This is a genomic window from Salinivirga sp., assembly GCF_055145285.1.
This window is the reverse complement of record NZ_JBSRDC010000071.1, coordinates 1-24,960: the sequence shown is the minus strand read 5'-3', so window position 1 is coordinate 24,960 and position 24,960 is coordinate 1. Positions and strand designations below refer to the sequence as shown.

General features: G+C 39.6%; 18 protein-coding genes. 4 read left to right on the top strand and 14 right to left on the bottom strand.

Features of this window, described 5'->3' with window-relative positions; genetic code table 11:
- Positions 1-58: 58 nt before the first annotated feature.
- From ACTB0Y_RS15010 to ACTB0Y_RS15000, 3 genes are all read right to left on the bottom strand, one after another.
- Positions 59-2,185 (bottom strand): HD family phosphohydrolase, encoded by a 2,127-nt coding sequence (locus ACTB0Y_RS15010; RefSeq protein ID WP_463207648.1) that lies wholly within the window; start codon positions 2,183-2,185, stop codon positions 59-61.
- Positions 2,186-2,410: 225 nt separating this feature from the next.
- Positions 2,411-3,304, bottom strand: a complete 894-nt coding sequence (locus ACTB0Y_RS15005) for a transglutaminase-like domain-containing protein (RefSeq protein ID WP_463207647.1) — start codon at positions 3,302-3,304, stop codon at positions 2,411-2,413.
- A 1-nt stretch (position 3,305) separates the two neighbouring features.
- Complete coding sequence (locus ACTB0Y_RS15000) at positions 3,306-4,178, bottom strand: nucleoside phosphorylase (RefSeq protein WP_463207646.1); 873 nt, start codon at positions 4,176-4,178, stop codon at positions 3,306-3,308.
- A gap of 205 nt (positions 4,179-4,383) precedes the next feature.
- On the opposite strand from ACTB0Y_RS15000, the gene ACTB0Y_RS14995 reads away from it, so the two are divergent.
- Both ACTB0Y_RS14995 and ACTB0Y_RS14990 read left to right on the top strand, forming a co-directional pair.
- Positions 4,384-5,262, top strand: coding sequence for a universal stress protein (locus ACTB0Y_RS14995; RefSeq protein ID WP_463207645.1), 879 nt, complete (start codon positions 4,384-4,386; stop codon positions 5,260-5,262).
- 123 nt (positions 5,263-5,385) lie between these two features.
- Positions 5,386-6,114 carry a prohibitin family protein gene (locus ACTB0Y_RS14990; RefSeq protein WP_463207644.1) on the top strand — a complete coding sequence of 243 codons (729 nt, stop codon included), beginning with the start codon at positions 5,386-5,388 and terminating at the stop codon, positions 6,112-6,114.
- A gap of 78 nt (positions 6,115-6,192) precedes the next feature.
- Here ACTB0Y_RS14990 and fbaA read toward each other — a convergent pair whose 3' ends face one another.
- Positions 6,193-7,269: a class II fructose-bisphosphate aldolase gene (fbaA, locus tag ACTB0Y_RS14985; RefSeq protein ID WP_463207643.1), complete on the bottom strand. Its 1,077-nt coding sequence runs from the start codon at positions 7,267-7,269 to the stop codon at positions 6,193-6,195.
- 207 nt (positions 7,270-7,476) lie between these two features.
- Here fbaA and ACTB0Y_RS14980 point away from each other — a divergent pair, with 207 nt between their 5' ends.
- Complete coding sequence (locus ACTB0Y_RS14980; RefSeq protein ID WP_463207642.1) at positions 7,477-7,941, top strand: hypothetical protein; 465 nt, start codon at positions 7,477-7,479, stop codon at positions 7,939-7,941.
- A 64-nt stretch (positions 7,942-8,005) separates the two neighbouring features.
- On the opposite strand, the gene ACTB0Y_RS14975 is transcribed toward ACTB0Y_RS14980, so the two are convergent.
- The 10 genes from ACTB0Y_RS14975 to ACTB0Y_RS14930 all read right to left on the bottom strand — a co-directional run bounded on the left by ACTB0Y_RS14975 (position 8,006) and on the right by ACTB0Y_RS14930 (position 24,342).
- Positions 8,006-9,454, bottom strand: coding sequence for a methyl-accepting chemotaxis protein (locus ACTB0Y_RS14975; protein WP_463207641.1), 1,449 nt, complete (start codon positions 9,452-9,454; stop codon positions 8,006-8,008).
- Positions 9,455-9,458: 4 nt separating this feature from the next.
- Positions 9,459-9,950, bottom strand: a complete 492-nt coding sequence (locus ACTB0Y_RS14970) for a chemotaxis protein CheW (RefSeq protein ID WP_463207640.1) — start codon at positions 9,948-9,950, stop codon at positions 9,459-9,461.
- Between the two features lie 5 nt (positions 9,951-9,955).
- Complete coding sequence (locus tag ACTB0Y_RS14965; protein ID WP_463207639.1) at positions 9,956-11,986, bottom strand: chemotaxis protein CheA; 2,031 nt, start codon at positions 11,984-11,986, stop codon at positions 9,956-9,958.
- Positions 11,986-12,360, bottom strand: a complete 375-nt coding sequence (locus tag ACTB0Y_RS14960; RefSeq protein ID WP_463207638.1) for a response regulator — start codon at positions 12,358-12,360, stop codon at positions 11,986-11,988. The genes ACTB0Y_RS14965 and ACTB0Y_RS14960 overlap by 1 nt, the downstream gene beginning before the upstream one ends.
- A gap of 515 nt (positions 12,361-12,875) precedes the next feature.
- On the bottom strand, positions 12,876-13,223 hold the full coding sequence (locus ACTB0Y_RS14955) for a hypothetical protein (protein WP_463207637.1): 348 nt from the start codon (positions 13,221-13,223) through the stop codon (positions 12,876-12,878).
- 435 nt (positions 13,224-13,658) lie between these two features.
- Complete coding sequence (locus ACTB0Y_RS14950; protein ID WP_463207636.1) at positions 13,659-18,344, bottom strand: endonuclease; 4,686 nt, start codon at positions 18,342-18,344, stop codon at positions 13,659-13,661.
- Between the two features lie 52 nt (positions 18,345-18,396).
- Positions 18,397-20,364: an endonuclease gene (locus tag ACTB0Y_RS14945; protein ID WP_463207635.1), complete on the bottom strand. Its 1,968-nt coding sequence runs from the start codon at positions 20,362-20,364 to the stop codon at positions 18,397-18,399.
- Positions 20,365-20,415: 51 nt separating this feature from the next.
- Positions 20,416-22,329 (bottom strand): endonuclease, encoded by a 1,914-nt coding sequence (locus ACTB0Y_RS14940; RefSeq protein WP_463207634.1) that lies wholly within the window; start codon positions 22,327-22,329, stop codon positions 20,416-20,418.
- 142 nt (positions 22,330-22,471) lie between these two features.
- Positions 22,472-23,440, bottom strand: a complete 969-nt coding sequence (locus ACTB0Y_RS14935) for an L-histidine N(alpha)-methyltransferase (protein WP_463207633.1) — start codon at positions 23,438-23,440, stop codon at positions 22,472-22,474.
- Positions 23,441-23,535: 95 nt separating this feature from the next.
- Positions 23,536-24,342, bottom strand: a complete 807-nt coding sequence (locus ACTB0Y_RS14930) for a 2-oxoadipate dioxygenase/decarboxylase family protein (protein WP_463207632.1) — start codon at positions 24,340-24,342, stop codon at positions 23,536-23,538.
- A gap of 193 nt (positions 24,343-24,535) precedes the next feature.
- Here ACTB0Y_RS14930 and ACTB0Y_RS14925 point away from each other — a divergent pair, with 193 nt between their 5' ends.
- Complete coding sequence (locus tag ACTB0Y_RS14925) at positions 24,536-24,865, top strand: hypothetical protein (protein WP_463207631.1); 330 nt, start codon at positions 24,536-24,538, stop codon at positions 24,863-24,865.
- Positions 24,866-24,960 lie beyond the last annotated feature (95 nt).

Sequence of the window (24,960 nt, the reverse complement as noted above, 5' to 3'; positions counted from 1 at the left end):
TATCATACCAACACCTATTGATTTTATCTGTTTAAAATTTATCAGGGTATTGAATGTACTAAGCATTTTCTGGCTCTGCTGCTGGCTGCTTATTATTTTCTTCCGGATATTCAATACGCGCGTGGTAAATATTTTTTAGTTTGTCTTTAAAAATACTTTTTGCGATGTTGATATCCCTGAAGGTAATATCTGCATCATCTAACTGATCTTCGCCAATTATGTAACTAATGATATTATCAACCAAATTATCGATCGTCTGTTCATTCATGGTTTTAAGACTGCGGGAGGCAGCTTCTACTGAATCTGCCATCATAACTACGCCTGTCTCTTTTGAAAAAGGCGTTGGGCCAGGATACCTGAATTTTGTTTCATCGACAATATCTTCCGGGAATTGGTTGACATGTGAGCGGTAAAAATACTGCACCAGCCCATCGCCATGGTGTGTGCGAATAAAGTCGACCACGGGCTTGGGCAAGTTGTATTGTTTAGCCATTTTAATACCGTCTTTCACATGGTTGATAATGATATTGGCACTTTCTTCAAATGTATGTTTATCGTGTGGATTGCGGTTTGGCACCTGGTTTTCGATAAAATATTCCGGGTTCTTCATTTTTCCAATATCGTGGTAGAGAGCTCCGGTTCGCACCAGCGATGGGTTTCCGCCAATGCGCCTTATTACAGCTTCTGCAAGGTTGGCAACTTGCATGGAATGCTGAAAAGTGCCTGGTGCTTTTTCGTTCAGTTTTCTTAATAACGGGTGATTGGTGTCTGCCATTTCCATCAATGTAACATCGGATAAAAAGCCAAACATTTTTTCAAATAAATAAATCAATGGATATGTCCAGAGCACCAACATGCTGTTTCCGGCAAACCAGGCAAATTGCATTGGATCAATCTTTGTGATATCCCCCTCCTGCATCATGCCAAGGCCAAGATAAACTAAACTATAGGTGGTAAAAACAGCTAGCGCAGCAAAAAATATTTGTTGCCGCCGGTGCATATTCCGTAAACTCAATATGGCCACAACCCCAACCACAAATTGAATAAAAACAAATTTAAAGGGGTTGGGCACAATAAATCCAATTATGACAATTGTGACCATATGGACAAAAATAGCCAACCGGGGGTCATAAAATATTTGTATTATGATGGGCATAATGGCAATGGGAACAACATAGATGTTAATATTGTCGGCATCGGATGTAAGTCCGGCGGCCAGCACCATAAGAAGTAATAAAAACACAATAAAGTAAGATTTCACCCTATGTTTGAGCACCTCACGCCTGAAATAAATTAAAAATAAAAACAGCACCCCAATAGCGAGAGAAATCACAATTATTTTTCCAACAATCAGCCAATCTTTCACCCTTCCAACACCTTGCTCTGATTCATACTCTTTACGCAAAGATTCAATAATCTGGTAAGTGTTATTTGTGATGAGTTCTCCCCTGCTTACAATGCGTTGTCCACGTTGAATCATTCCGGAAGTGGTAGAAAGGGATTTGGTTAAATTCTCCAGATTATCTGCCGTTGTTTGTTTATCGTAAACTGCCGTAGGTCTGACGTATTGACTTATATTCAAATGATTTAGGAAATCTTTAAGTACCTGATCTTCCAAATTGAATGTGTTAATCTTTTTCCTCAATTGCATTTCAGCTTTGTCCGGCTTTGGCAATTTTTTATCAATTGTATGGGCTACGTTATTTCTCAACAAGGTAATTTTCCGGTTACCTGCCTCATCATCTATCAGTAACGTATCTATTACACCCTGATGCATTATATTGGAATAAACCAGCCTAAGGCTATCAAGGTAAAAATTGAGGTCATTCATTGCTTCGCTTTTGAGATTTGCAGTATCGGCAAATTTCTCAAAGGCCAACTCTATATTTTGATTAAAGCTTGAATCAAGCTCCATGAATAGCTCATCACGAAAGCGATAGAAAACATTAGCCTGTTGCTGAATGCTATCTTTTTGTTTCTGAATGATATCGGAATTTTTCTGTATAGCAAAATCGAATGGTGCAATTAAATCCTGATGCATCCATGGTGCACCCTTGCGGTATTCGAAACCAAATTTTCGTTCTGTAGGCAATAAAAAAACCAATATGGTTACAGTTATAATGAAAAGAAAGAAACGGAACAAATTCTCCCTGTGCCGCCTAAATAGTATATCAATTCGTTTCATTTGTCTATATTTATTATTCAAAAGTCACACCCGCCTGCCTCAGTAGTAGGGCGGAGAGGTGTAGCTCGCCATGATATGTAAAATGCACGTCGCACGCTATTTTTGGCTTCATTACAATCATGCGAGTGCGCCACCCTTCGGTCGCCGGAAGCTTCCGCAGGTGAAACGCTGAAGCTTTAGGCGACACGCGGTGCGTGATAAAAATATTGTCATGACTCGGTTCAATCACTTATTACGTTTTTTGACCCTACTTTGTTCAGCAGCAATAAATCGTAAGAGCTCTTCTATGCGTTCCACCTTTTCTGTATAACCTAAATTCTGAAACGTTAGGAGCATTGCTCTAAAGACCTGTGATATTAAAAAAACGTTATCAGCCGGTTCAAAGAACTGTTCGCGAGGCTCAATTTTGTTTTGTTTGAGCATTTGTGCCAACTCTTGTTTACCAAAAATAGCACCTTTGTTGTAAGGGTTAATATAAAATAAAATGCCCGACTTATCTTTTCCAACATATTTTGCCAAATCCTCATCATGATAGGCCAATAAATAATTATGCGGTAGCTGCACACCATGGACAGGTAAATCTATGGATTGAGCCAGGGACACGTACAACAACATTAATGAGTACTGGTTTCCACGTCTGGTATCAAGTAAATTGTTGATAAAAAAGTGTTGTGGGCTTGTTGGGTTACTTTTATTGCCCTGGAATTTGTGTACCTGAAATAAAATATGATTAATAACCCTCACCTTCTCAAGGGCAGTGAGCTGTAGATTCATTTCGAGCCATAAATCTCTCTTAAGTTCCTCGAACAATGTTGAAATATCTTCGAATTCAATATCGGGATATTGAATTAACGAAACAAGGTAGGCTCCATAAATAGCGTTATGGTCGCTATTAGGAATCCAACTGCGCAATTGATGTTTTAAAAAATTAAAATTAATCTTTTGAAGTAAATTCTCTATCCTGCCTTGCACTAAAGTATTATCTGTTTTCTCCCAGAAACTCTCCAGATCAGGAATTACCTCCCGCCCAAAATCAATTACTTTTGATTTAACGGCATTAAAAACCTCTTTGCTGGGGTCATCCATCAATTTCAGTAAATACAATAGGTCGTTATTCATATTAATAACTCAGCCGGTCTAATACGTTTTTAATTGTAACTTTCAATCCTTCTTTATAATCTTTACTGTATTCACCACGCATACGATTGGCTATAATATTGCATATGGTTAAAGCCCTATGTCCCAACAACTTAGACAGCCCGTAAATGGCTGAACTTTCCATCTCATAGTTCGTAAAACGATCTCCGTTGATATTAAATGCAGATATTTTGTTGTTTACTTCAGGATCTTTAATGTCCAACCTTAGCACGCGCCCCTGAGGACCATAAAACCCGGGTGCAGATATGGTTATACCACTGGTACATCCTGGTTTTAAAATATCATAAAGGTCGTCATCGGCACCAACGAAATAAGGGACTGCAAGTTTTTTATAGTAATTCATATGCTCCATAAAATGGTTTTCCATCACCAAATTGCTCACCTTATCCCGATCTGCATAAAAGTTCAATAACCCATCAAATCCGCAGGCTACCTGGCTAATGACCGGTGTATCAACAGGAATATCTGCCTGGAGGGCACCTGAAGTTCCAATTCGTATAAAACTTAATTGTGTGTGTTCTTTTTTAATTTCGCGTTTTTCCAAATCAATATTTGCCAGGGCATCAAGTTCATTAAGCACAATATCAATATTATCTGTCCCTATTCCTGTGGAAATTACAGATAACCTTTTACCTTTGTAAGTGCCTGTAATTGACCTAAATTCACGGTTTTGGCGAGTTAGTTCAATGTTGTCGAAATAACCGCCTATCATGTCCACTCTATCCTGATCGCCAACCAAAATTATGGTATCAGCAATTTCTTCTGGTTTAAGATGTAAATGAAAAATTGATCCATCCGGGTTAACTATTAATTCAGATGCTTGTATTTGCTTCATATATGTTTAAATTTGTAATGAACAATAAAATAATTATTTTATAGAATTAATCTCACTCACTAAATAATAAAATTGTGATTGAAAACGGAGACCAAAGCTATTAATTTTTAGACAAAGTAAAGTAAAATTAGCTTGTTTCTTCAAAAATTACTTTGAATCAAAAAGCATACAAAACAATAACTGAACGTTACAAATATATCAACAAATGGAAAAAAAAGAAGCCAGAATACTCGTTCCTGTAGATTTCTCGGAACAATCAAAAGAAGGCATATATCAAGCCATTCAGATTGCTAACGAAAACGGCGCAAGAATTTTCCTTTTACACGTAATTCGTCCGAATTTACCACCATGGATCTTTATGGAGGATAAAGAACGCGAAACACAAATTGTAAGCATTGAACAAGCGCTCGTAAAGGAAGCAGAAGAACTCTCTCAGGATACACCACCGGAGTTTTCTACCATTGTTGTAGAAGGAAAACTTTGTGATACTATTTTAGATCAAGCCAACCAGGTGAATGCGGAACTCATTGTTATGGGTACGTCAACAGCTGACAATATCAAGAAAAAGATTATTGGAAGTAATGCCCTCAGGGTTGCTACAGAGGCAGAAATACCGGTGGTAACAGTGAAAAATGGCTGTGCAAGCAAAAACCTGAACAATATTATCCTGCCATTAGACCTAACAAAGGAAACACGAGAGAAAGTAACTGATGCCGTAAAATTGGCTAAAAAATTTCACAGTAAAATTTTTGCAGTATCTTTTTCTTCTACACGCGACGATGGTATAGTGGGACATCTTAAAGGTCAGTTACGACAGGTTGAAGATTTTGTTGAAAAATCCGGAATTGAAATACAAACTGATTTCCGCTTTTACGATGGCAACCGACGCAAAAAGTTTTTAGAATATGTTCAGGAGCAAGACGGAGATTTGGTTATTATAACTACTCATCAACAACCAGAAATAGTACAATTTTTTATGGGCTCCTTTGCCAAAGAAGTTGTACACAGTTCCCCAGTACCAGTATTAAGTATTGTACCCAAAGGCACCTTTAAGGTTTTAACTGCTATGCCAGGAACAGATTAATGCACACACAAAATAAATTTGACAATTAATTATTAAAACCTTAAAACTATGTAAAAAGGACTTCAACAACTAATTATTGCAATTATCGGTGTTTTTATACTGATAGTTTTCTTTGGCAGCAGCATGTTTTACACAGTAAGTCCGGGCGAGCGGGCCATTATTTTCCGTCAATTTGGTGACGGGCTGGACACAGCAAATGTTTTTATCCCAGGTTTTCATGTTGTTGCTCCCTGGAACGACTTTATTACATACAATGTAAAAGAGCAATCATCAGAGGAACCTATGGATGTGCTGGACAAAAACGGCCTTTCTGTGAATATAGATGTTTCAGTGCGTTATAATCCCATATACAAAAAAATACCTTATTTGCACCGCCAATTTGGATTAGATTACATAAATCAACTGATAATACCCGAAATACGGAGTACTGTAAGACAGGTTGCAGGGCGGTATACAGCAGAGGAAATCTACTCTACTAAACGATCAGAAGTTAAACAAACTATCATTGATGAAGCCGGTAAAAAACTAAGTAACAATTTTATAGATATGCGAGCTCTTTTAATCCGCTCCATTCAATTGCCTAAAGATATTAAATTGGCCATTGAAAATAAGCTTACGCAAGAGCAGGAAGCTTTAGCATATAAGTTTAAGCTCGAAAAAGAAAAAAGTGAAGCAGAAAGGAAACGCATTGAAGCCGAAGGAGAGTCACGCGCAAACAAAATTATCAACGCAAGTTTGACCAGAAGCCTCCTCCGCATGCGTGGAATAGAAGCCACCGTAAAATTATCAGAATCACCAAACAGTAAGGTTGTGGTATTGGTAGTGGAGAAGGTGGCATGCCGCTTATATTAGGGAATCAATAAAAGATTTAAAGTAAAAAAAGGCTGTTTGAAATAATTAAACAGCCTTTTTTTGTTTTAGAATATATGCTTAGTTTCTGTCGATACAATTCAAATCAGAGAATGCTTGTTTCAGGCGCTCCACCATTGATTTTTCGAGCTCGCGCAACCATTTTCTCGGATCGTAATATTTCTTATTGGGTTTATCCGCTCCTTCGGGATTACCAATTTGAGCTTGCAAATAATCATGATTTTTAGCTTCATATTCCCTTACACCGTTCCAGGCTGCCCACTGGGTATCGGTATCGATGTTCATTTTTATTACACCATAATCGATGGCTTCCCGTATTTCTTCCAAAGAAGAACCCGAACCTCCATGGAATACAAAATTGACAGGTTTACCTTCGGTACCCTCTTTTTCCTGAATGTATTGTTGAGAGTTATCCAGTATTTTTGGTGTCAATTTTACATTTCCCGGCTTGTATACACCATGCACGTTACCAAACGATGCGGCAATGGTAAAATTAGAAGAAACCTTATTCAGTTCTTTATAGGCATAATAGACTTCTTCAGGCTGCGTGTAGAGCGCCGAAGAATCTATATTCGTATTGTCAACTCCATCTTCTTCACCACCGGTAACACCCAGTTCGATTTCGAGTGTCATTCCCATTGTATCCATCCGCTCCAGATACTTAGCACAAGTGGCAATATTTTCTTCAAGCGGTTCTTCTGAGAGATCGAGCATGTGAGAAGAAAAAAGTGGTTTGCCTGTAGCTTCAAATTGTGCTTCTGAGGCATCAAGTAAACCATCAATCCAGGGTAACAGCTTTTTGGCTGCGTGGTCAGTATGTAATATTACGGGTACGCCGTAAAGTTCGGCCATATGGTTGACATGCAAAGCACCTGCTACAGCACCTGCAACAGCAGCTTCCTGCCCGGGCAAATCTATTCCTTTACCGGCATAAAATGAAGCTCCGCCATTCGAAAATTGTATAATAACTGGTGAGTTTACAGTTTTTGCAGCTTCCAATACTGCATTAATAGAGTTTGTTCCTACAACATTCACCGCCGGGATGGCAAATTTTTCTTTTTTGGCTATCTCCAATACCCGTGTTACATCTTTTCCGAAAAGCACGCCTGGCTTTACTGCATCAAATATTTTTGTCATAATTACGATTTTATAGTTTTAGGTGTGTAAAATTAATTAATTCCTGCGATAATTAATTCTATATGTGAGATTTCGTACGTTTAAAAATATGCAAACGATTGAAAATCATGATTAGTAGTGCAAGAAGCATAAAATATGCTGATAAAAAAACAGGGATTCGTTGAACCAGAGCCTTTTTAACCTGTTATAAGTAATAAAGGAGGACTTATGAAATTTTGGCCATTGATTCACACACAGATAGATACAAAACTTTCAAAGGAAGAAGTAAACGAACTTTTATCAAAACATACAGAGAATAAAAGCCCTGCCTTTTATTGGGGCAAGTCTTTTAATAAAGCCTTATGGGGAAAGATAAAAGAAGACCATTTTGCTGTGAGACCCGTAGTACCCTATTGGAATATTTCACCGGTTCATATACGCGGATTCGTCACTGAAAACAAAGATAAAAGCCGGATAACCCTGACCATGGCAAACCCGCATTTGCGTGTAATAATACCATTATTAATTTTAGCTTTTGGCCTCCTGTTGGCTAATTTCTGGGAAACACGCCAATACGAGGAGGTAGTAAAAATAGGTTTATGGATTGCTTTGGGTGCCTATTTATGGGTCATTGTTCCCTTTCAAATACAAGCACGCAAAACCCTTAAAATGATGAAAGAATGGTTTGAGTGAAATATTTAAACAAAAAGCCGTGATAAATAAAAATTATCACGGCTTTTGGTTTATTAATTTCAGTTTATGATTTTTGGTAACCTTCAAAATCTTCATCGTCCAGATTAAGGTTTACACCACCTTTTTTATTCTGGCCTTGATTCTCTTCATCATCTTTTGTATTAAAAGTTGCCTGCACTGATTTTGATTTTTTGGTGGACTGAGGTTCATTGGTTAACACCTGCTTTAACCGCTCAAATTCTTTTTGCAGTTCTTCCCGTTGTGATAAGTCAAATTCTTCACGGGTAGTTTTTAAGAACCCAATGGCATCATTAAGGCTCACGCTTTGCGATGAAAGCTCTTCGGCGCTTGAAGCCATTTGTTCGGCTAAGGCAGAGTTGCTTTGTGTAACAGAAGAAAGTTGCTGCAGTGCCTGGTTGATTTCTGAAACACCACTATTTTGTTCACCACTCGCTGCTGATATTTCTTTCACAAGTGTAGCCGTTTTGTTAATTTCCGGAATTACCTTGTATAGTTTCTCTTCGGAATCGTTAAACTGGTCAAGACTTTTCATGGCTACATTGGATATAAGCTCTGAAGTTTTCTGGCTATTTTCTGCCAATTCCCGAATCTCGCCGGCCACCACTGCAAAACCTTTACCGTACTCTCCTGCCCGGGCTGCTTCTATAGCCGCATTAATGGCCAGCAAGTCTGTGCGTTCTGCAATATCCTTAATATTTTCAATTCTTTCTTTAATCTGTTGCATAGCCTTAGCACTTTCGGTAAAAGAATTGCTAACGCTCTCGATATCTTTGGCTACGGTTTCGGCCACTTTTTCAGCCTCTGTGGCATGTTCTGTGTTTTGCTGAATATTGGTCGACATTTCCTCCATTGAAGTTGCTACTTCTTCTGAAGAAGCCGCCTGTTCGCTTGCACCTGACGATATGCTCTGGGCCGATTCACTAACTTGCTCACTGCCTTGCTCTACCTGTGCTGAAGCTGATTTTATTTCCACGGCAATACGTTTTAAGTTATTAATCATATTGCGTAAGGCATTATCCAAATCACCTTTTCTATCCGCTTTTATTTCTACATATAACTGCCCATCAGCGACATTTTTGGCTACCTCTGCACTCTCTCTCAAAGTAGCTATCATTCTGGTCATTGAGCTTACAATTTCACCGATTTCATTATTTTTCCTGGTCAAGTCCTGATCAAAATCTACGGATAAATCGCCATGTGAAATCTGGTTAATCTTGTGTGTAAGCATCCTCAGGTGCCGGCCTACATTGCGATCAAAAGCTAATAGCAGAGCAGACATAATGGTAACCAGAATTAGTATTCCGAGCAATTTGTCTACAAACACATTGTCGCTTAAATCGATACTTGCCAAAACAAGTGTACCGAGTGATGATAACAAAACCAATAAGCCCACTATAAAGGATATTGATTTCCGGAAAATTATGAACAGCACGGTTCCCATTATTACGATACCGCCCAATGAAGTTAAGCCTAAAACCATTAAATCACTCATAATATTATTTTTTTTCGTTTTTTGCTGTTGTTTTTATTAGATCTATCTCTTTATCAGAGAATATTTTATTGACGTTCAATACAATTACAAATTCTTCGTTCAGTTTCACAACTCCTTCAAGGTATTCTGGATTGTAATAGTGTGTAATCTCGTCTACTGTTTTAATATCTGTTTGCTGTAGTTCTTCCACTGCCTTAACATCGTCAGCCAAAATTCCAACCTTAAATTCGTGGTCATCTGTATTGATTTGAAATACAATAATAACTTTTCCACTTGTTGGTTCATTTTCATGCAAGTTAAGTTTCTCGGAAAAGTCGATTACGGTAATAATCTCACCACGGAATTGTACAATACCACGCACAAAATCGGCTGACCGCGGAATTGGGGTCAATCCGTTATTTCGCAGCACTTCCAACACATTCGACACGCTCACACCGAGTGTCTCATTGCCAAGCTGAAAATGCAGTATAGATTTATGTTCAGAATTTTCTGTCATAATGCTTATGAATTATTTTGCTTTTGGTGTTTTATTAAACGGTTAATATCGAGTATTACAGCCAAACTGCCATCTCCCATTATGCTGGAACCTGAGAAAAAGGGATGGTGGCGGTTGTAGGCTCCCAACGGTTTCACAACAGCCTGGTAGTCGCGCAGAATTTGATCCACCGCTATTGCATACCGCTTGTTGTAATGTCTTATTATGATGGCCCTCATTTTACGTTCAGGTAAGGGTTCATCCATCAATTTATTCATGTTTATCAGGGGAATTATGGAATCTTCATAGGCAATGTTTGGTTTGTCCACATTGGTTACAAACATTGTTTTTACCACGTACTCCATAGGTACAAGCAATGTTTGCTTGCCGACTTTTGTCATGAGTGTATCAATAATAGACAGGGTTAATGGCAATTTTATGGTAAAACTGGTGCCTAAATCTATTTCAGATTCCACATCAATCTGTCCGCGCATTTCTGCAATTTGCTTTCTAACGCTGTCGAGGCCTACACCGCGCCCTGAAACGTCAGAAATCTCTGTTGCTGTAGTAAAGCCCGGTTCAAAAATGAAGTTATAGGCCTGCTCATCTGATATTTGCTCGTCGGCAGCTATCATTCCTTTGTCTATGGCTTTTTGCCTTACCTTAGCCGGGTCAATACCACGCCCATCATCCTGTATCTGAATAAAGACATTGGCTCCTGAATAAAAGGCAATAAAACGCACGATGCCATTTTCGGGTTTGTTTTGTTTGAGGCGTTCCTCCGGCATTTCAATGGCATGATCGAGACAGTTTCTGATGATATGAAGTACCGGACCTTCGAGCCGGCTGATGATATTTTTGTCGAGTTCTGTATTGGTGCCTTCTGTAATAAAATCGATTTTTTTACCCAAATTATTCGCCAGGTCCCGTACCATACGTTGCATCTTGATAGTGAGGCTCTCCACGGGCACCAATCTCAGGTTTAACGCGTTATCGCGAAAGTTTTTAGACAACTTACTCAGATTCAATACCTGCTTTTGCAATTGGTCATCGCCCAACGATTTTGCTCTTAACTCCAACTGACTATTAAGCGTTACCAGGTCGCTTACCAGATTAATGAGTTCATCCAGTCGACCAGCATCTACCCTAATCATTTCCTTTACCTGCTGTACTTTTTCTTCTGTTTGTTCTTTAAGGTTATTATCTGCTGTGGTTCTATTTGCTGCATCTTTTTTACCTGTAAAACATCCATTACATAAATGGTCGAGCTGGAGAAATAAATCGGATTCGTCCATCTTGTAATATTCAAGGCGTGTCAGAATATCTTTAAACTGGTCTTGTTTTTTAAGTTCATTACCTTTAAATGGAACAATTGTATATTCATGACTGAGAAAGAACATGAAAATATCCTCCAGTGTCTCCTGATCATTTAAGCCAGTACAAAAAATATCCCATGCTAAAAATGTTTTTTCCGTATCAAAAGCCTCGATCGAAGGCACTAAGGTTAAATCGAGAAAAGCGAGAAATTGACCTTCATCTTCGAACTCATCAAACACACCTAAAGGATCAATGCCGCGTTCCAATACATCGCTATCTGGCTGATAACGTACATAAAACATCTGATTTGCATTACCCGGTTCAATTGTTGATTTTTCTTGTGTTTCGGGGGCATCAGAGCTATATGAATCAAGTATTTGTGCTACGTTGGTAAGAATATCATTATATTTGGTTTGTAAATCGCCCGCAAGTTGATCTCTTGTATCAAGCATAGCACGCAATGCATCTACCGTATCAAAGCTTATTTTGATAATCTGCTCATCAACAGCCAGATCTCCCGAACGTACTATTTGGAATAAATCTTCTACATCATGGGTAAGTTTTCCCATATTGGCAAAACCAAACATGGAGGCAGTACCTTTTATGGTATGCATTACCCTGAAAAGCTCAGCAATCGACTCTCCATCCTGAGGGTTTTTCTCAAGCTGAATAAGACTTCCTTCGAGCCCTTCCAGTAACTCTAGAACTTCGTGACTAAATCTGGCCTGATAGTTTTCCATTATTTAAGCCTCAGTGCTTTACGTATTATTTTTCTGAACTGACCTTGCTCAAAAGGCTTCTGTATCCAGGTGGTTACTTTAATATCCAGGGCCTTCTGCTTTTTTTCAGGATTGCGCTCTGTAGTTAGCATAATAATTGGTATAAACTTGTAACGATCTTTAGCCCTTACAGCTTTAACCAGTTCTATACCATCCATCTCGGGCATATTTAAATCTGTAACAAGCAAATCGATGTGGGTGGATTCGAAGTGTTGCAAAGCCTCTTTGCCATTGGCCGCACTAAGCACCTCAAGTTCTTCTTCTTTCTGAAGAATTTGTTGAACAATCCAGCGTGTATTTTCAAAATCGTCTACAACGAGTACTTTCTTTTTCATCGTATTTGTGGATTTAAAAGTGGTTTTAAAAGTGGTTTTATTATTGGTTTTTATAGGTTTTTATAGGTTTTTATAGGTTTAAGAGGCTTTTAAATATAATCAGAAATCAGGCCAAAATTTATTACAAGACACACAAAACACTCAATAGCAAACATTTAATTTTTTTATCATTAAGCGCTTTTAAGAAAACGTTCGCCAAAAATTAATAAAAAAATGTGAGGTATCATAGAATACACTTTTATATTATTGCAGCTAAAACTAATAAAGAAGGTAAGTTGGAATGATTTATAAATAACAGAAGCTGTCTACCTGTTGATTTGTTCAATAAAAACACATCAACAGGTATAAATAGTTGATTGAATATAAACACTTACAAGATTTCCATTTTTCAAGAATCGGGCTAAGGTTATCCCGGATGTAAAACAACAAGGTCAGCAAACATAATCCCAGACAATTTATTTTGCAACGGGGTTTTATTAGCTGACCTCGTGAATTGAATTTTGGATTTCGCTCAATTAAGCACTTCGAAAATCGAACTTGCAAATAAATTGCCGGCCAATGAGTCTGGGATAGGCTACTGAGACCTGTTTTAATTGGTTTTTGACATAAGTAGTCAGTTCAGGTTCACCGTTAATGGCCACCACGTCGATCGTTTGATCGCGATTAATGATAAATTGTGCTTTTACCAATCCACATTCAAATTGATCACACATGTACGGATAATCGATATTTTTATCGATCAGGTTTTTAATATAAGCCAATTCATCCGCTTTGTTTGTGGGTGGAATATTATTGGCTTGTGCGGAGCCGGTTGCTGCAAAGAGCACCATAACGACAGATAAAACTAAAAAAAGGTTTTTCATGGCTTTAAGGATTTAACGGTTCAAAGATCAAGAGAATCGGGTTTTGAAAAGGGTTTCATTAATATGACGCCAATAATTGAACTTCGTTACATATTTTTATCACATAAAACAGCCATCTCCCTACAAGCTATTACTACCAGTAGATTGAGGTAGAGTTAATTATAAGTTAAAAAAACAGATGAAGTCTAAAAAGGTCAATAATCCTCTTCATTCCGAGACCTCGCCTCCCCAATACTTTTGGATGGTATAATGCAGGTAGTGACAGAATTATATACCGTTCGGAAGTGTTTTCAGGTAAAGTAGCTTCACCACCCGTGCGTTGGCGATTCCTCCTTTAGAGCCCAATGTTAAATCGAGAAGGTTTGGAGGTACGCGCAGGCAAATTGACCCGTAGCGGCAGCCTCTATCAAATAAAAACCTGGTAAACCAATATTTTTAGAAACCGCTTACCACAAATTTTTGCTGGGCTATATTTTCGCCAGATCTGACACGCATAATGTAGATACCATCCTGCAAATTGCTCTTATTGATACTGTGTATATAATAAGCTGATGCAACTTTTACTGTTTCTTTGTAAACCTGTTTGCCTGTTATGTTATAAATGGAAATTTCGACAAATTTACCGGGAATAAAATGAATCATCGCTTTATGTTCATTTGTAGACCAATGAACATACTCAATGCTCAATTCATTTAGTTCCATACCATTCCAATTGGCAGAAACAATTTTACTATAATCAATAGCACCATCGAAATCGACTTGCTTAATACGATAGTAATTCACCCCAGATACCGGAGTTTTATGCAAATAGCTATAATTTTTTACTGTATTTGTGTTTCCTGCACCTCCTGCCCGACCCACCTGATTGAAGTGACGATTGTCGGTTGAAAACTCCACGGTGAAATAGTCGTTATTCACCTCCGAAGCGGTACTCCAATTAATGGCAACGCCTTTGTCTGTAGGTTTGGCTGACACACCGCACCAGGTAACGGGGAGTGGATTTTCTGTTGTTCCAAGTGGCGTATAGTTAAAGGCTTCCGCTGTCCATTCATCTAACGTAAAGGTAGTGTTGGGTTCAAAAACATTAGATTTTCGCCTCAGGTTAACATCCTGATAATTACCCGACGCATCACTAACTACATCTATTAAGTTAAAAGCTTTAACCCCATCATCTTTAAAAAGCCCAACAGGGTCATCTCCATTAAATTCTATGGTAGTATTACCTGATAATAAATCAATATTACTTTCTCCAACACTGGCAATTAGATCGGCGCCGTCCTGGTGGGCAATCAAATAAACTTTACCATGAGCCAAACTACCTGTAAGACTTAAAGTGCGTTCAAAAGTACCATCATGATTATTGTCCTGACGTAACTCATATAATGAAAGATCTATTGCTGCTCCGGTTCCATTAAATAATTCAATGGCTTTGTTTTTTAAATCACCTTCAAGATACTCTGAAATCATTAATTCTGTGCAGTATTTGTTTACATCAAACGGGTCGCTTGTTCCATCTGTTAATACACCCGATGATGCCGTGAGTGTTAGGCCTTTTCCGGTTGCTTCATGGGTTATACCACTAAATGTAGCTACATTACCTGCCCATGCCCCTGACACAGGATCCCCTGTCATAGTGCCGTTTGAAGTAACAGCAATGGCATCAGCATAATCCACATCAACATTTCCATTGACATCCGTAACTTTTACATCTGGATTTTGCCACATTATCTGATCAACCACAGAAGTTACCGGCTGTGCAACAAAACGTATTTCAGTGGCTGTAATATCAATAGCCACGTTGGTATCGCCACTCTCCGGCGCGCCGGAGCCAAACGAGGAGCCGGATGCATCGGCTGTAATGTTCGTATAATTCAGGGCAAATTCCAGGTTATTGTTGTCGGTTATGCCGCTCAAATCGGTTTTCAGGTAAATTTTGAGTGTGTAGGTTTCACTTGTACCGTCGGTAATGGAAATCATATCGTTGCTGGCAAAAGTAATGTTGGTCGCATTAACAGTTCCGGCTAAATCCGTCACATCATTTCCATTCAGATAAGCTCCTGCAATGGCATTGGTCCAGTCGGCCACATCGTTGGCGCTGCCCTGTGTGATTTGAATTTCGTCGATAATGGTAGCCAATTCGTCACCACTTCCTGCATCAGTAAAGGTAAAGTCGAGCACGGCAATTTCTTCGCCGGCCGCGTCAACGGTTGAGGCAATGGTGGCGGGTTCGGACCCTGCTCCGGCGGAGACATCGGAGTCGGAGTCGTTGGAAGGGGTTGAATAGGAAGTCCAGCAAAAGTCATCAATTATCAAATGACCTGCCTGATTATCATTAAGAATTCTAATGTATACAGGATTTACCCCATCATTCACGTCATAAGAAAATTCTGTAAAAGTAGTTCCACTATATACTTGACTTGTGACATCAGTCCAAACAGAATTATCATAGCTTTTTTGCAAAACAAAAGTACCACCGCCAGAATTCAATTCACGATACCAAAATGTAACAGTACCAACAGAATTCAAAGATGGAGTTCTTAAACTTGCATTGGGTGTATCATCATTAAGTCTTGCAGCAGAACCGGTTCCTCCATTAGAGGCAATTGCATCCTCTGCATATACTGCAACAGTATACCAATCACCAGTAGATAAAGTTTGAGTACCCGTAGTGTAAGAACCTGCTAAACCGCTGTTAAAAACCTCACACATTGAAGTTGCTGCCGCATCAGTTGTCGCATTAGCCGTAGGCGGCGTTCCATCAATTTTAAAATTAATATCTGAACCGGAATTGGTGTACGACCATATTTTGAAGTAGTATTGCGTTTCGGCAGAAAGCCCGGTAAACGAATAACTGGCACCGCTAGCGTGGGCAACTTTTACGACTGCACTGCCATCGCTTAAATCTGTATCTTCAGCGGGGTCGGTGCCGTCTGAAGGGTCTGAAAAAGTACCGCTTTCATTGGCTTTGATTAAATAACCGGCCGGCACCTGTGAACCGGGGTCGGCATCGGTCCAGCCCAGGTCAATTTGGTCGGAACCGTTGGCTGTGGCTGTGAAGGCTGTGGGTTGATTGGCGGGTTCGGGGTCGGGTGGCGGAGTTACCTCACCGCTGCACGAAACACTTACACCTTCTGCATCCCCTCCTCCGGAGATTGATATATTTTCGCTGTTGTATGTCCCTGCTGACAAACCCGCTTTCAGGCGTACATAAATGGTTGTTTCGGAACCATAATAACTACTTAATGTTATTGGGTTTGTGGCTGCAAAATCAGAAGTAGAAATCTCATAGTTCGTTGGCGGGGTTAATGTAACATCCGTTCCATCCAAATCACTACCTGAAAGCATAAAAGACTGAACTGTTGACGGACCTGAACTCTCCTCATAAGTAAAACCTGTTAATGAAGACGGGGATACAGATAAAGCCGGACCTGCGGCATAGCCTGTTACTTCGTAATCATCGATGGCCCAGTTTCTATCAACATCTGTTCCACCATAATAAAAGGCAATATAAACTGAACTTTCACCATCATAAGCACTCAAATCAACACTACCTGATGAAGTCCACGCCTCAACAGAAGCAGGTAAAGTTGGTGATAAATCAGTCCATGTTCCGTTTGCAGAAGGGTCTCCTGAACCTGTATAATCTGTAGATACTTTCATTACAATATCGGTTCCTGTATTTCGAACCCATGAATAAAAATTCATTGTGCAATTCGTATAAGATGACAGGTCAAATGCATTTGTGATTAACCAATCATCTGCATCTGAATTATAACCATATACCCACATATAAAAGGAACCATCATTTCCTAAATCACCGGGACTATACGTGCTATTTGGGGCTCCATCGGTTGTTCTTTCCCAGTCAGCGCCGCCGGCATTACCATCGTAAAAAGTCCATCCTTCTGCATCAATTTCAAAGCTGCCGGAATAAATTGTAGAGGGTGCAGCAAGTGTTGTTGCATTATCAGTCGGGGGTGTTCCGTCGGTTTTAAAATCAATATTTGTACCATAATTGGTATAAGACCAAACTTTGAAATAGTAAGTAGTTTCACCGTTTAAGCCGGTAAAAGTATGACTTCCTATTCCGTGATTTACTTTTACCACTGCGGCTCCGTCTGAAAGGTCGGAATCTTCGGCAGGGTCTGTTCCATCGGAAGGTGCCGTAAAACTACCTATGGTATTAACTTTAATTAAATACCCGTCGGGCAAATCGGTTCCTGTGGCATCTGTCCAACTCAAATCTATCTGGTCGTATGCACTGGCAGTTGCTGAAAAAGCTGTTGGGTAATTATCCGGTTCTGGGTCAATTGTGCCTCCGCCCCAAATTTCGGTAACCCAATCCGGATGGTCAATAAACGGGTTGGCATTGCCCTGAATATCGTATACCGCATTGTTCCGGTCAATTTCTTTTTGAGAAACAGGATCGTTTTGGTGCCATTCAATCATAGTTTCAAGATACCAGTCGACATATACTTTATCGGCCGATCCATCCAAGATATCACTACTCCAACCTGTAATTACATCTTCATACCGTGTTGCCATGTAAAAATAGGTACGTGCAAAATCTCCCTTAAATTCATCAATGGGCTCGAAAACCGTACCTGCATAGTTGGCATGCGCACAAGAACCTTTTTTCGAGCCATTCTGCGAAGTCCATGAGGCTGTACCTACTTCGCCAAAAGGGTAGTTTCCCCGCTGTCCGTTCACATAGCCATCTGTCGGGTATAAATGAAATAAATCAGTATACATAGGATAACCATCGTTAAACCAGCTTTTCGGGAAACTGTGTTCACGATTGTAGCAACTGCCTTCGCCTGAATAATTTCCGCATTGATCCGAAACCCAGGTAAAGTTATAGGGATCAGGGCCCGTAGGGTTCTCCGAGTACATATCGAGCACCGTACCATCATTTTCATAAACACCATCATTATCTGTGGATTGCATGTGGGTCCACAATGCATCGTAACTTTGGGAATTATGCCCATCTATCAAATTATGCAAATTGGTTTTCAATGTATATCCGGTGCCGGAAATTCCATCGTAATAAGTAGCCGGCACCTGCGCACCGGCAATCAATGTAATGAAAAATAAGGTTACAAAAAGATACAATTGTCTCATGTTCCCTGTGTTTTTAGTTGGTTTATTCAGTAAAAGTGGGGAAATGCGAGCACTAAAGGTTCTTTTGCAGGCATGGAATGCTGCCGTCGGTTTTATAGTTTTCGCTTCCACTGCTTCCGTTAAACGGAATAATTATAAAGTAATAGGTGTCATCTGCTGGCAGGTTAGACCAATTGTAATTTGTTGATGTCCCATTAATTATTTTCAATGTATTGCTTTCGGTATAAGTTGTTTCGTCTATGGGTGCGGTAAAATCTCCACAGCCGGTTGTGTTCATTTTAATCATGTAATAATCGGGCGTTTCGCTGTTGGCCCAACTGAGATTTACGGAGCGCTCGCGCCTAAAATTTGCTGCATGGTTAGTCGGTTCCGGCTTAATTTCGGGTGTTCCGCCATAATCAGTCACACAAAAATCATCGATGATTAAATGTGCCGCCATATTATCGTTAAGTACTCTTATTTTTACATTACTGCTTGAAGAATTTACGTCGTATGTAAATTCAGTGTACGTTTCACCTACATTATACGGTTGTGTGGTAACTGTTGTAAAAGCTCCTCCATCTTCAGACACCTGCAATTCAAACTGGTCGTTGGCATCACCACTTCGCTGATAATACCAAAAACTTACAGTCCCCACTGTATTGAATGCCGGCGTTGTAATATGCGCTCCGGGCGTGTCATCATTAATGGCCACGCAGGCAGCACCATTGTTTGGTGTTCCCAAATCAAAATTACCAGCATCGCTTGCTGTCCATGCACCAAAATCATCGGTGGTAAATGAGCTTAGATACTGGTTCCCGCTTTGGTCGTCGAAATCTTCACAAACGGTTGTTCCTCCGGTGCCACCAGCTTCTGTAGTTGCAGATATAATTTGGGCACCGGTCGTCAGAAAATCAATGCTTGTACCGCTGTTGGCATAAGACCAAATACTAAAATGATAAGTCGTTTCGCCTAGAAGCCCTGTAAAAGCATAGTTTTGCGAACCATAGCCAGCTTTCACAACAGCCTCCCCATCAGACAGGTCGCTGTCAAGTGTCGGGTCAGTACCATCAACAGGTGCAGTAAAAGTGCCTGATGTATTAGCTTTTATAAGATAGCCATCGGGTAAATTTGTGCCTGTAGCATCGGTCCATGATAGGTCAATTTGATCGCTGCCGTTTTCCATGGCGGCAAAATTGGTTGGCTGGCTGTCTGGCTCAGGATCGGAAGTTCCATCACCCCAAATTTCGTATACCCAATCGGGGTTATCTATAAATGGATTTCGATTTCCCTGTATTCCGTATACAGCATCGTTCCTGTCTATTTCTGTTTGTGATACCGGATCATTGGTATGCCATTCCATGAGCATATTCAGCGCCCAGTCTTCAAAAACCTGATCGCCTGTACCGTTTAACATATCTGAGCCGGGCCATCCTGAAACAACATCTTCATAACGTGTAGCCATGTAAAAATAAGCGCGGGCAAAATCGCCTTTAAAGGTATCAATGGGTTCGAAGACTGTTCCTGCATACCCCGGGTAAACATTCGGACCTCTTTCTGAGCCATTCTGCGAAATCCAGTCTGGTGCATCAACCTCGCCAAAAGGATAATTTCCCCGCATGTTATTCACATAACCATCGGTTAAATAAATGTGAAATAAATCGGTATACATCGGGTCCGCATCGTTAAACCAGCTTTTGGGAAAACTGTGCTCGCGGTTGTAGCAACTGCCCTCTCCTGAATAATCACCACACTGGTCAGTTACGAAAACCCAATTATAAGGATCAGAACCTGTTGGATTCTCAGAATACATATCTAACGGACTGCCATCATTTTCGTAATAGTTATCCACATCGGTAATCTGAAAATGGGTCCACAAGTCTTCGTAGGTTTGCGCGCTATGGGCATCAATGATATCGTGCAATTGTGTTTTTAAAGTATACCCTGTTCCGGTTGCAGCATCATAATATCCTGCTGGTATTTGGGCCTGAATTCCCAAAAAAACAATAGATAGAGCTAGTATAAATACAATTTTCCTCATAACTCGCTGGTTTTAGTTGTAGACCATAATGAATAAATAAATTTTAAGTTTCTAATATATCAGCACTTTTCGTACATCCGTTTTGCCTTGTATGCGAAGAAAATAAACGCCTGCGGGCAGATGAGTCGTTTGAAAAGCTCCGCGATCTTCTATTTCTTTCTCAGCAACTTTATGCCCTTGCACATCAAATAATGCTATGGTGTTTAATCCCTTTAAAACAACATTGATTTCTGCGGTAGCTGGATTTGGATACACGCTGAGCTTTTGATTATCATAAATATTAATGCCTGTACCTGTTTCGGTACCATAAACCTCTATTTGATCAATCCCAACACGGTCTTTCCAGGTATCTGAGCATTTTGCTATTCCTTCAATTCTAATTGTGTAGTCTCCGGTTGTAGAGGTATAGTCTGCTAAATCAAGCTCCAGATATTTCCAGGTATCTGTATCGCTTTCTGTTATTGCTATGTCTCCACCACCTTCTGTGGCAATTGAATAATATTGTATATTATTTACATAAATGCCAATTTCACCACCACGGTAATCTTCAAAATAGTACCACAAATTGAGCGAAATGTCCGATGTTTGTTCAAACGTATGTTCAATAAGAGAAGTAAAATAAGAGATAGATGAAGGGTTTGGTGCATCAAAGAGCAATGCATTACTGGTAGACTCTGCCCCTCCCCATGAATTAGTTACAACAGCCTCAGCATCAGGATCAGTATCATTCAATACAGTCCATTGCGTCAGATCTGTTTCAAAATCATCTGTTAAAATTGGCACAGGTGCCACCGGTGTGGTAGCATTATCTGTGGGCACTACTCCATCTAATTTGTAATCAATATTGTCTCCATAATTGCTAAATGCCCAGGCTTTAAAATAATACGAAGTTTCTCCGGTTAAGGCATTGAAAACATGATTTTCATTACCATAGGCCACTTTTATAAGGGCAATATTGTCTGATAGGTCATTATCTTCAACAGGGTCGGTGCCATCGACAGGCGCCGTAAAAGTACCTGAGGTATTAGCTTTTATGAGATAACCATCGGGCAGGTTCGTACCTGTGGCATCTGTCCAGTTGATCTCCACTGTTGAATAACTTGAAGCTACCGCAGAAAATGAAGTAGCCTGATTATCGGGTTCAGGGTTAATAGTTCCACCGCCCCAAATTTCATTCACCCATTCCGGATTATCAATAAACGGGTTGCGGTTTCCCTGTATCTCATAAACACCATTGTTACGATCGATTTCTTTTTGTGAAACAGGGTCATTGGCATGCCACTCCAAAAGCATATTTAAAGCCCAATCCGTATATACCTGATCGGTTGTTCCATTCAACATTGGGCTACTCCAGCTCGTCAGCACATCCTCATAACGGGTGGCCATGTAGAAATAGGTGCGGGCAAAGTCGCCTTTAAACTCATCTATGGGTTCGAAAACTGTACCAGAATAGCCCGGATAAGCGGATGGGCCTTTTTTGGACCCATTTTGGGATGTCCAGGTTGGATTATCTGTCTCACCAAATGGGTAATTTCCCCGTTGACCATTCACATACCCGTCTGTTAAGTAGAGATGATACATGTCGGTATACATTGGTGAGCCATCATTGAACCAGCTTTTGGGAAAGCTGTGCTCACGATTGTAGCAACTTCCCTCGCCTGAATAATTTCCACATTGGTCGCTCACAAAAGTCCAGTTATATGGATCTGCTCCGTTTGGATTTTCCGAATACACATCGAGCGGACTTCCATCGTTTTCATAGTAGTTGTCTACCTCAATAGTCTGGAAATGAGTCCACAATGCATCATAGGTTTGTGATGAGTGTCCATCTATAATGTTATGCAACTGTGTTTTTAAGGTGTAGCCTGTGCCGGTGGCAGTACTATAATAATCGGCGGGAGCTTGAGCTTGCATGGAAAAGGAAATGAAAGCAAAAGCCAAACTAATTAGAAAAAAATTACGCATAAATCGGTTTTTTAAGTTGGCCTATAAATATACGTTTTTAAGCTACTTTTGATTCTTGACAGACATATTTAAAAACATCGTAAATTAAAGAAGCTGATTATATTTTTGTTATGAAGATGTCAATTAGTAATTTATAATTATTTTAAATAATGTTTTTTCTCCATAAACTGTTCATAAAATAATGTTTTTCATCGGCAACATTATGTAACAGAGAGAAATGACTATCATTCGCTAATTTCCGGATCATATCCTCATCATATTTTTGAGATACTTCCATAAAAATGGGCTCCCAGTTATCAAAATGTATGGTTTGATCTGTTACCCCAATACTGACTTTTTGAGTTTTTTTACTTATCAGGTAACTTTTGGCCTCCCCTGATACCGGGTTGTAGGTAGCATAATGCTTAAAGGCACTTACATCAAAATCGGCATCGAGTTCCCGGTTTATGCGTTTGAGCAAATTCAGATTAAATGCTGCCGTGTACCCATGCGGGTCATCATAAGCGGGTAGAACTATGGCAGGGTCTTTTTTCATGTCGAAACCTGTAAAAAGCAAATCCTCTTTGTTCATAAATTGCCCAATATGCTTAAAGAATCGAACGGCGTCCTGTTGATCAAAGTTGCCAATGCTTGACCCCAGGAACATAAAAACCTTACGACGATTATCGATCATCTGAATTTGAGGTAAGACATCAAAAAAATCACCGGTGTAGGGTTTAATGTATAAGCCGGGCAACTCTTTTTGGGCAGCTGCCAATAGTCTTCGATTAGCTTCTTCGCTTATGTCAACGGGCATATATCGCATATCTGCCTCCTTGTTCATGAAATGCCTGAGTAGAACCCGCGTCTTGAAGCCATCTCCGGCACCCAGTTCAATAATATCTACAGGGTTGTTACCGAAGGAAAACCACTGCAGAATTTCTTCTGGTTTGCGATCAAAAATATCATATTCAGAGTTGGTCAGATAATACTCCGGCATTTGCATTATTTGCTGAAAAATCCTGCTGCCTTCATCATCATAAAAATACTTACTTTCAAGGTATTTAGGCCTGTGAGTCAAACCGTTGAGTACATCGGTAAGTAATTGTTGATTTATTGTTTTCACCTCCATAATATCACTTTAAATAAAAAAACAACAATGCAAGTAACGAAAAAAAATTCATTACTGCTTGCTGCTTGTGTTTTGATGGATCGCTGAAATTTCTTTTACTTTTTGTAATAATTTGTCGATTCAAAAATTTTATCGGCCGATTTGGCTATAAAGCCGGAGTACCGCTCGCCATTTTCGTCTTCGAAGCGTTGAGCAAACTCATAGTAGCAGGCCGGAATCTGATACTCACCCTCTTCAAACTGCACAGGGATGATGTCTGCCATGATACTGGACTGTTTTAACAATTGTTCTTTGGTACCTTTCACTTCGCCACCTGAACTATTGAGTTTAAAACCATTGTCTTTGAGTAACTGATTCACATCTTCTATATCAACAATGCTTTTCAAGTAATCTACACTTACTGTGAAGTGATTGGCCCTGTACCCATACACATAAACCCAGGCTGCATATTCTGATTCCGCTCTTAATTTTTCATAGGTTTTGTAGGATACCGGGTTCCATGGACGGCCTTTAAACACCAATTCTTTGGCATCCAGCTCTTCCTGATCAGCACTGTCTAAGGCCTTTTTTACAGTATTCTGCAATTCGGGACTGAATTCTTCGAGGAGCAACTCGCTGATGAAAACACGGGGTGCATCTTCAACTCCAGGCAATTCATAGTGTTTGGCTTTCAATTTTTTGGCCTCAAAATCATAGGAGCCTTTTTCTACATAGCCGGCATCCTTGAAAATGCGTGCCAGTTTTTCTATGTTTACACGTGGGTCGTTGTAAGTTCTGAAAGCGACATGATCATTGATTACTGTTTCGCCTTTGCTTTCAAATAGTTCCTTTACGCGCTTTGCCGATTTATTCTGTTCGGCGTAAGCGTCCCATAACTTGTTGAAAATTTCTGTATAGTTCATAATTCACACTGTTTTCCATAAAAACAGGTCATGCAAACGATTGTTTACAATTTGCTGCAATAGGAGAATATTTTTTTTATGAGGTAGTTAACGGATAAAGCAGGAATAAAGCTTTTTTAACAATTACTTGCACCTTATTAATCAAAGTTTATCTTTGTCAATCAGAAAAGCAACGATTAAAAAAAATTGAACTATGCGAATTACGCTTTTACTTACCCTTGCAATGTTTATTGCGCAAATTACAGCAGCACAAGAGCAAACTCAAAAAGTATTTTATCTGAAAGACGGTTCTATTTTAAGAGGCGAGGTGATTGAAAACATTTCAGGAAAAACACTTAAAATTAAGACCGCTGAAAATAAAGTATACTCAATAAACCAAACTGATATTGACAGTGTATCTCAAAAAAACATTGAAAACAAAAACCTTCTTAATTCCCACCAAAATAAAAAACACAAAAAATACAAATATCAAGGAATTCTGGAGGCCGGGTATTTAACCCAACTTGAAAACACAAACGCATAAATAACTTCCATTGAGTGCATTATGATTTTGTTTTTTACAATTGGGGGACTACTTTTGTTTTTCTAACATATGGGCGGTGTTTAAAATTATGGCTG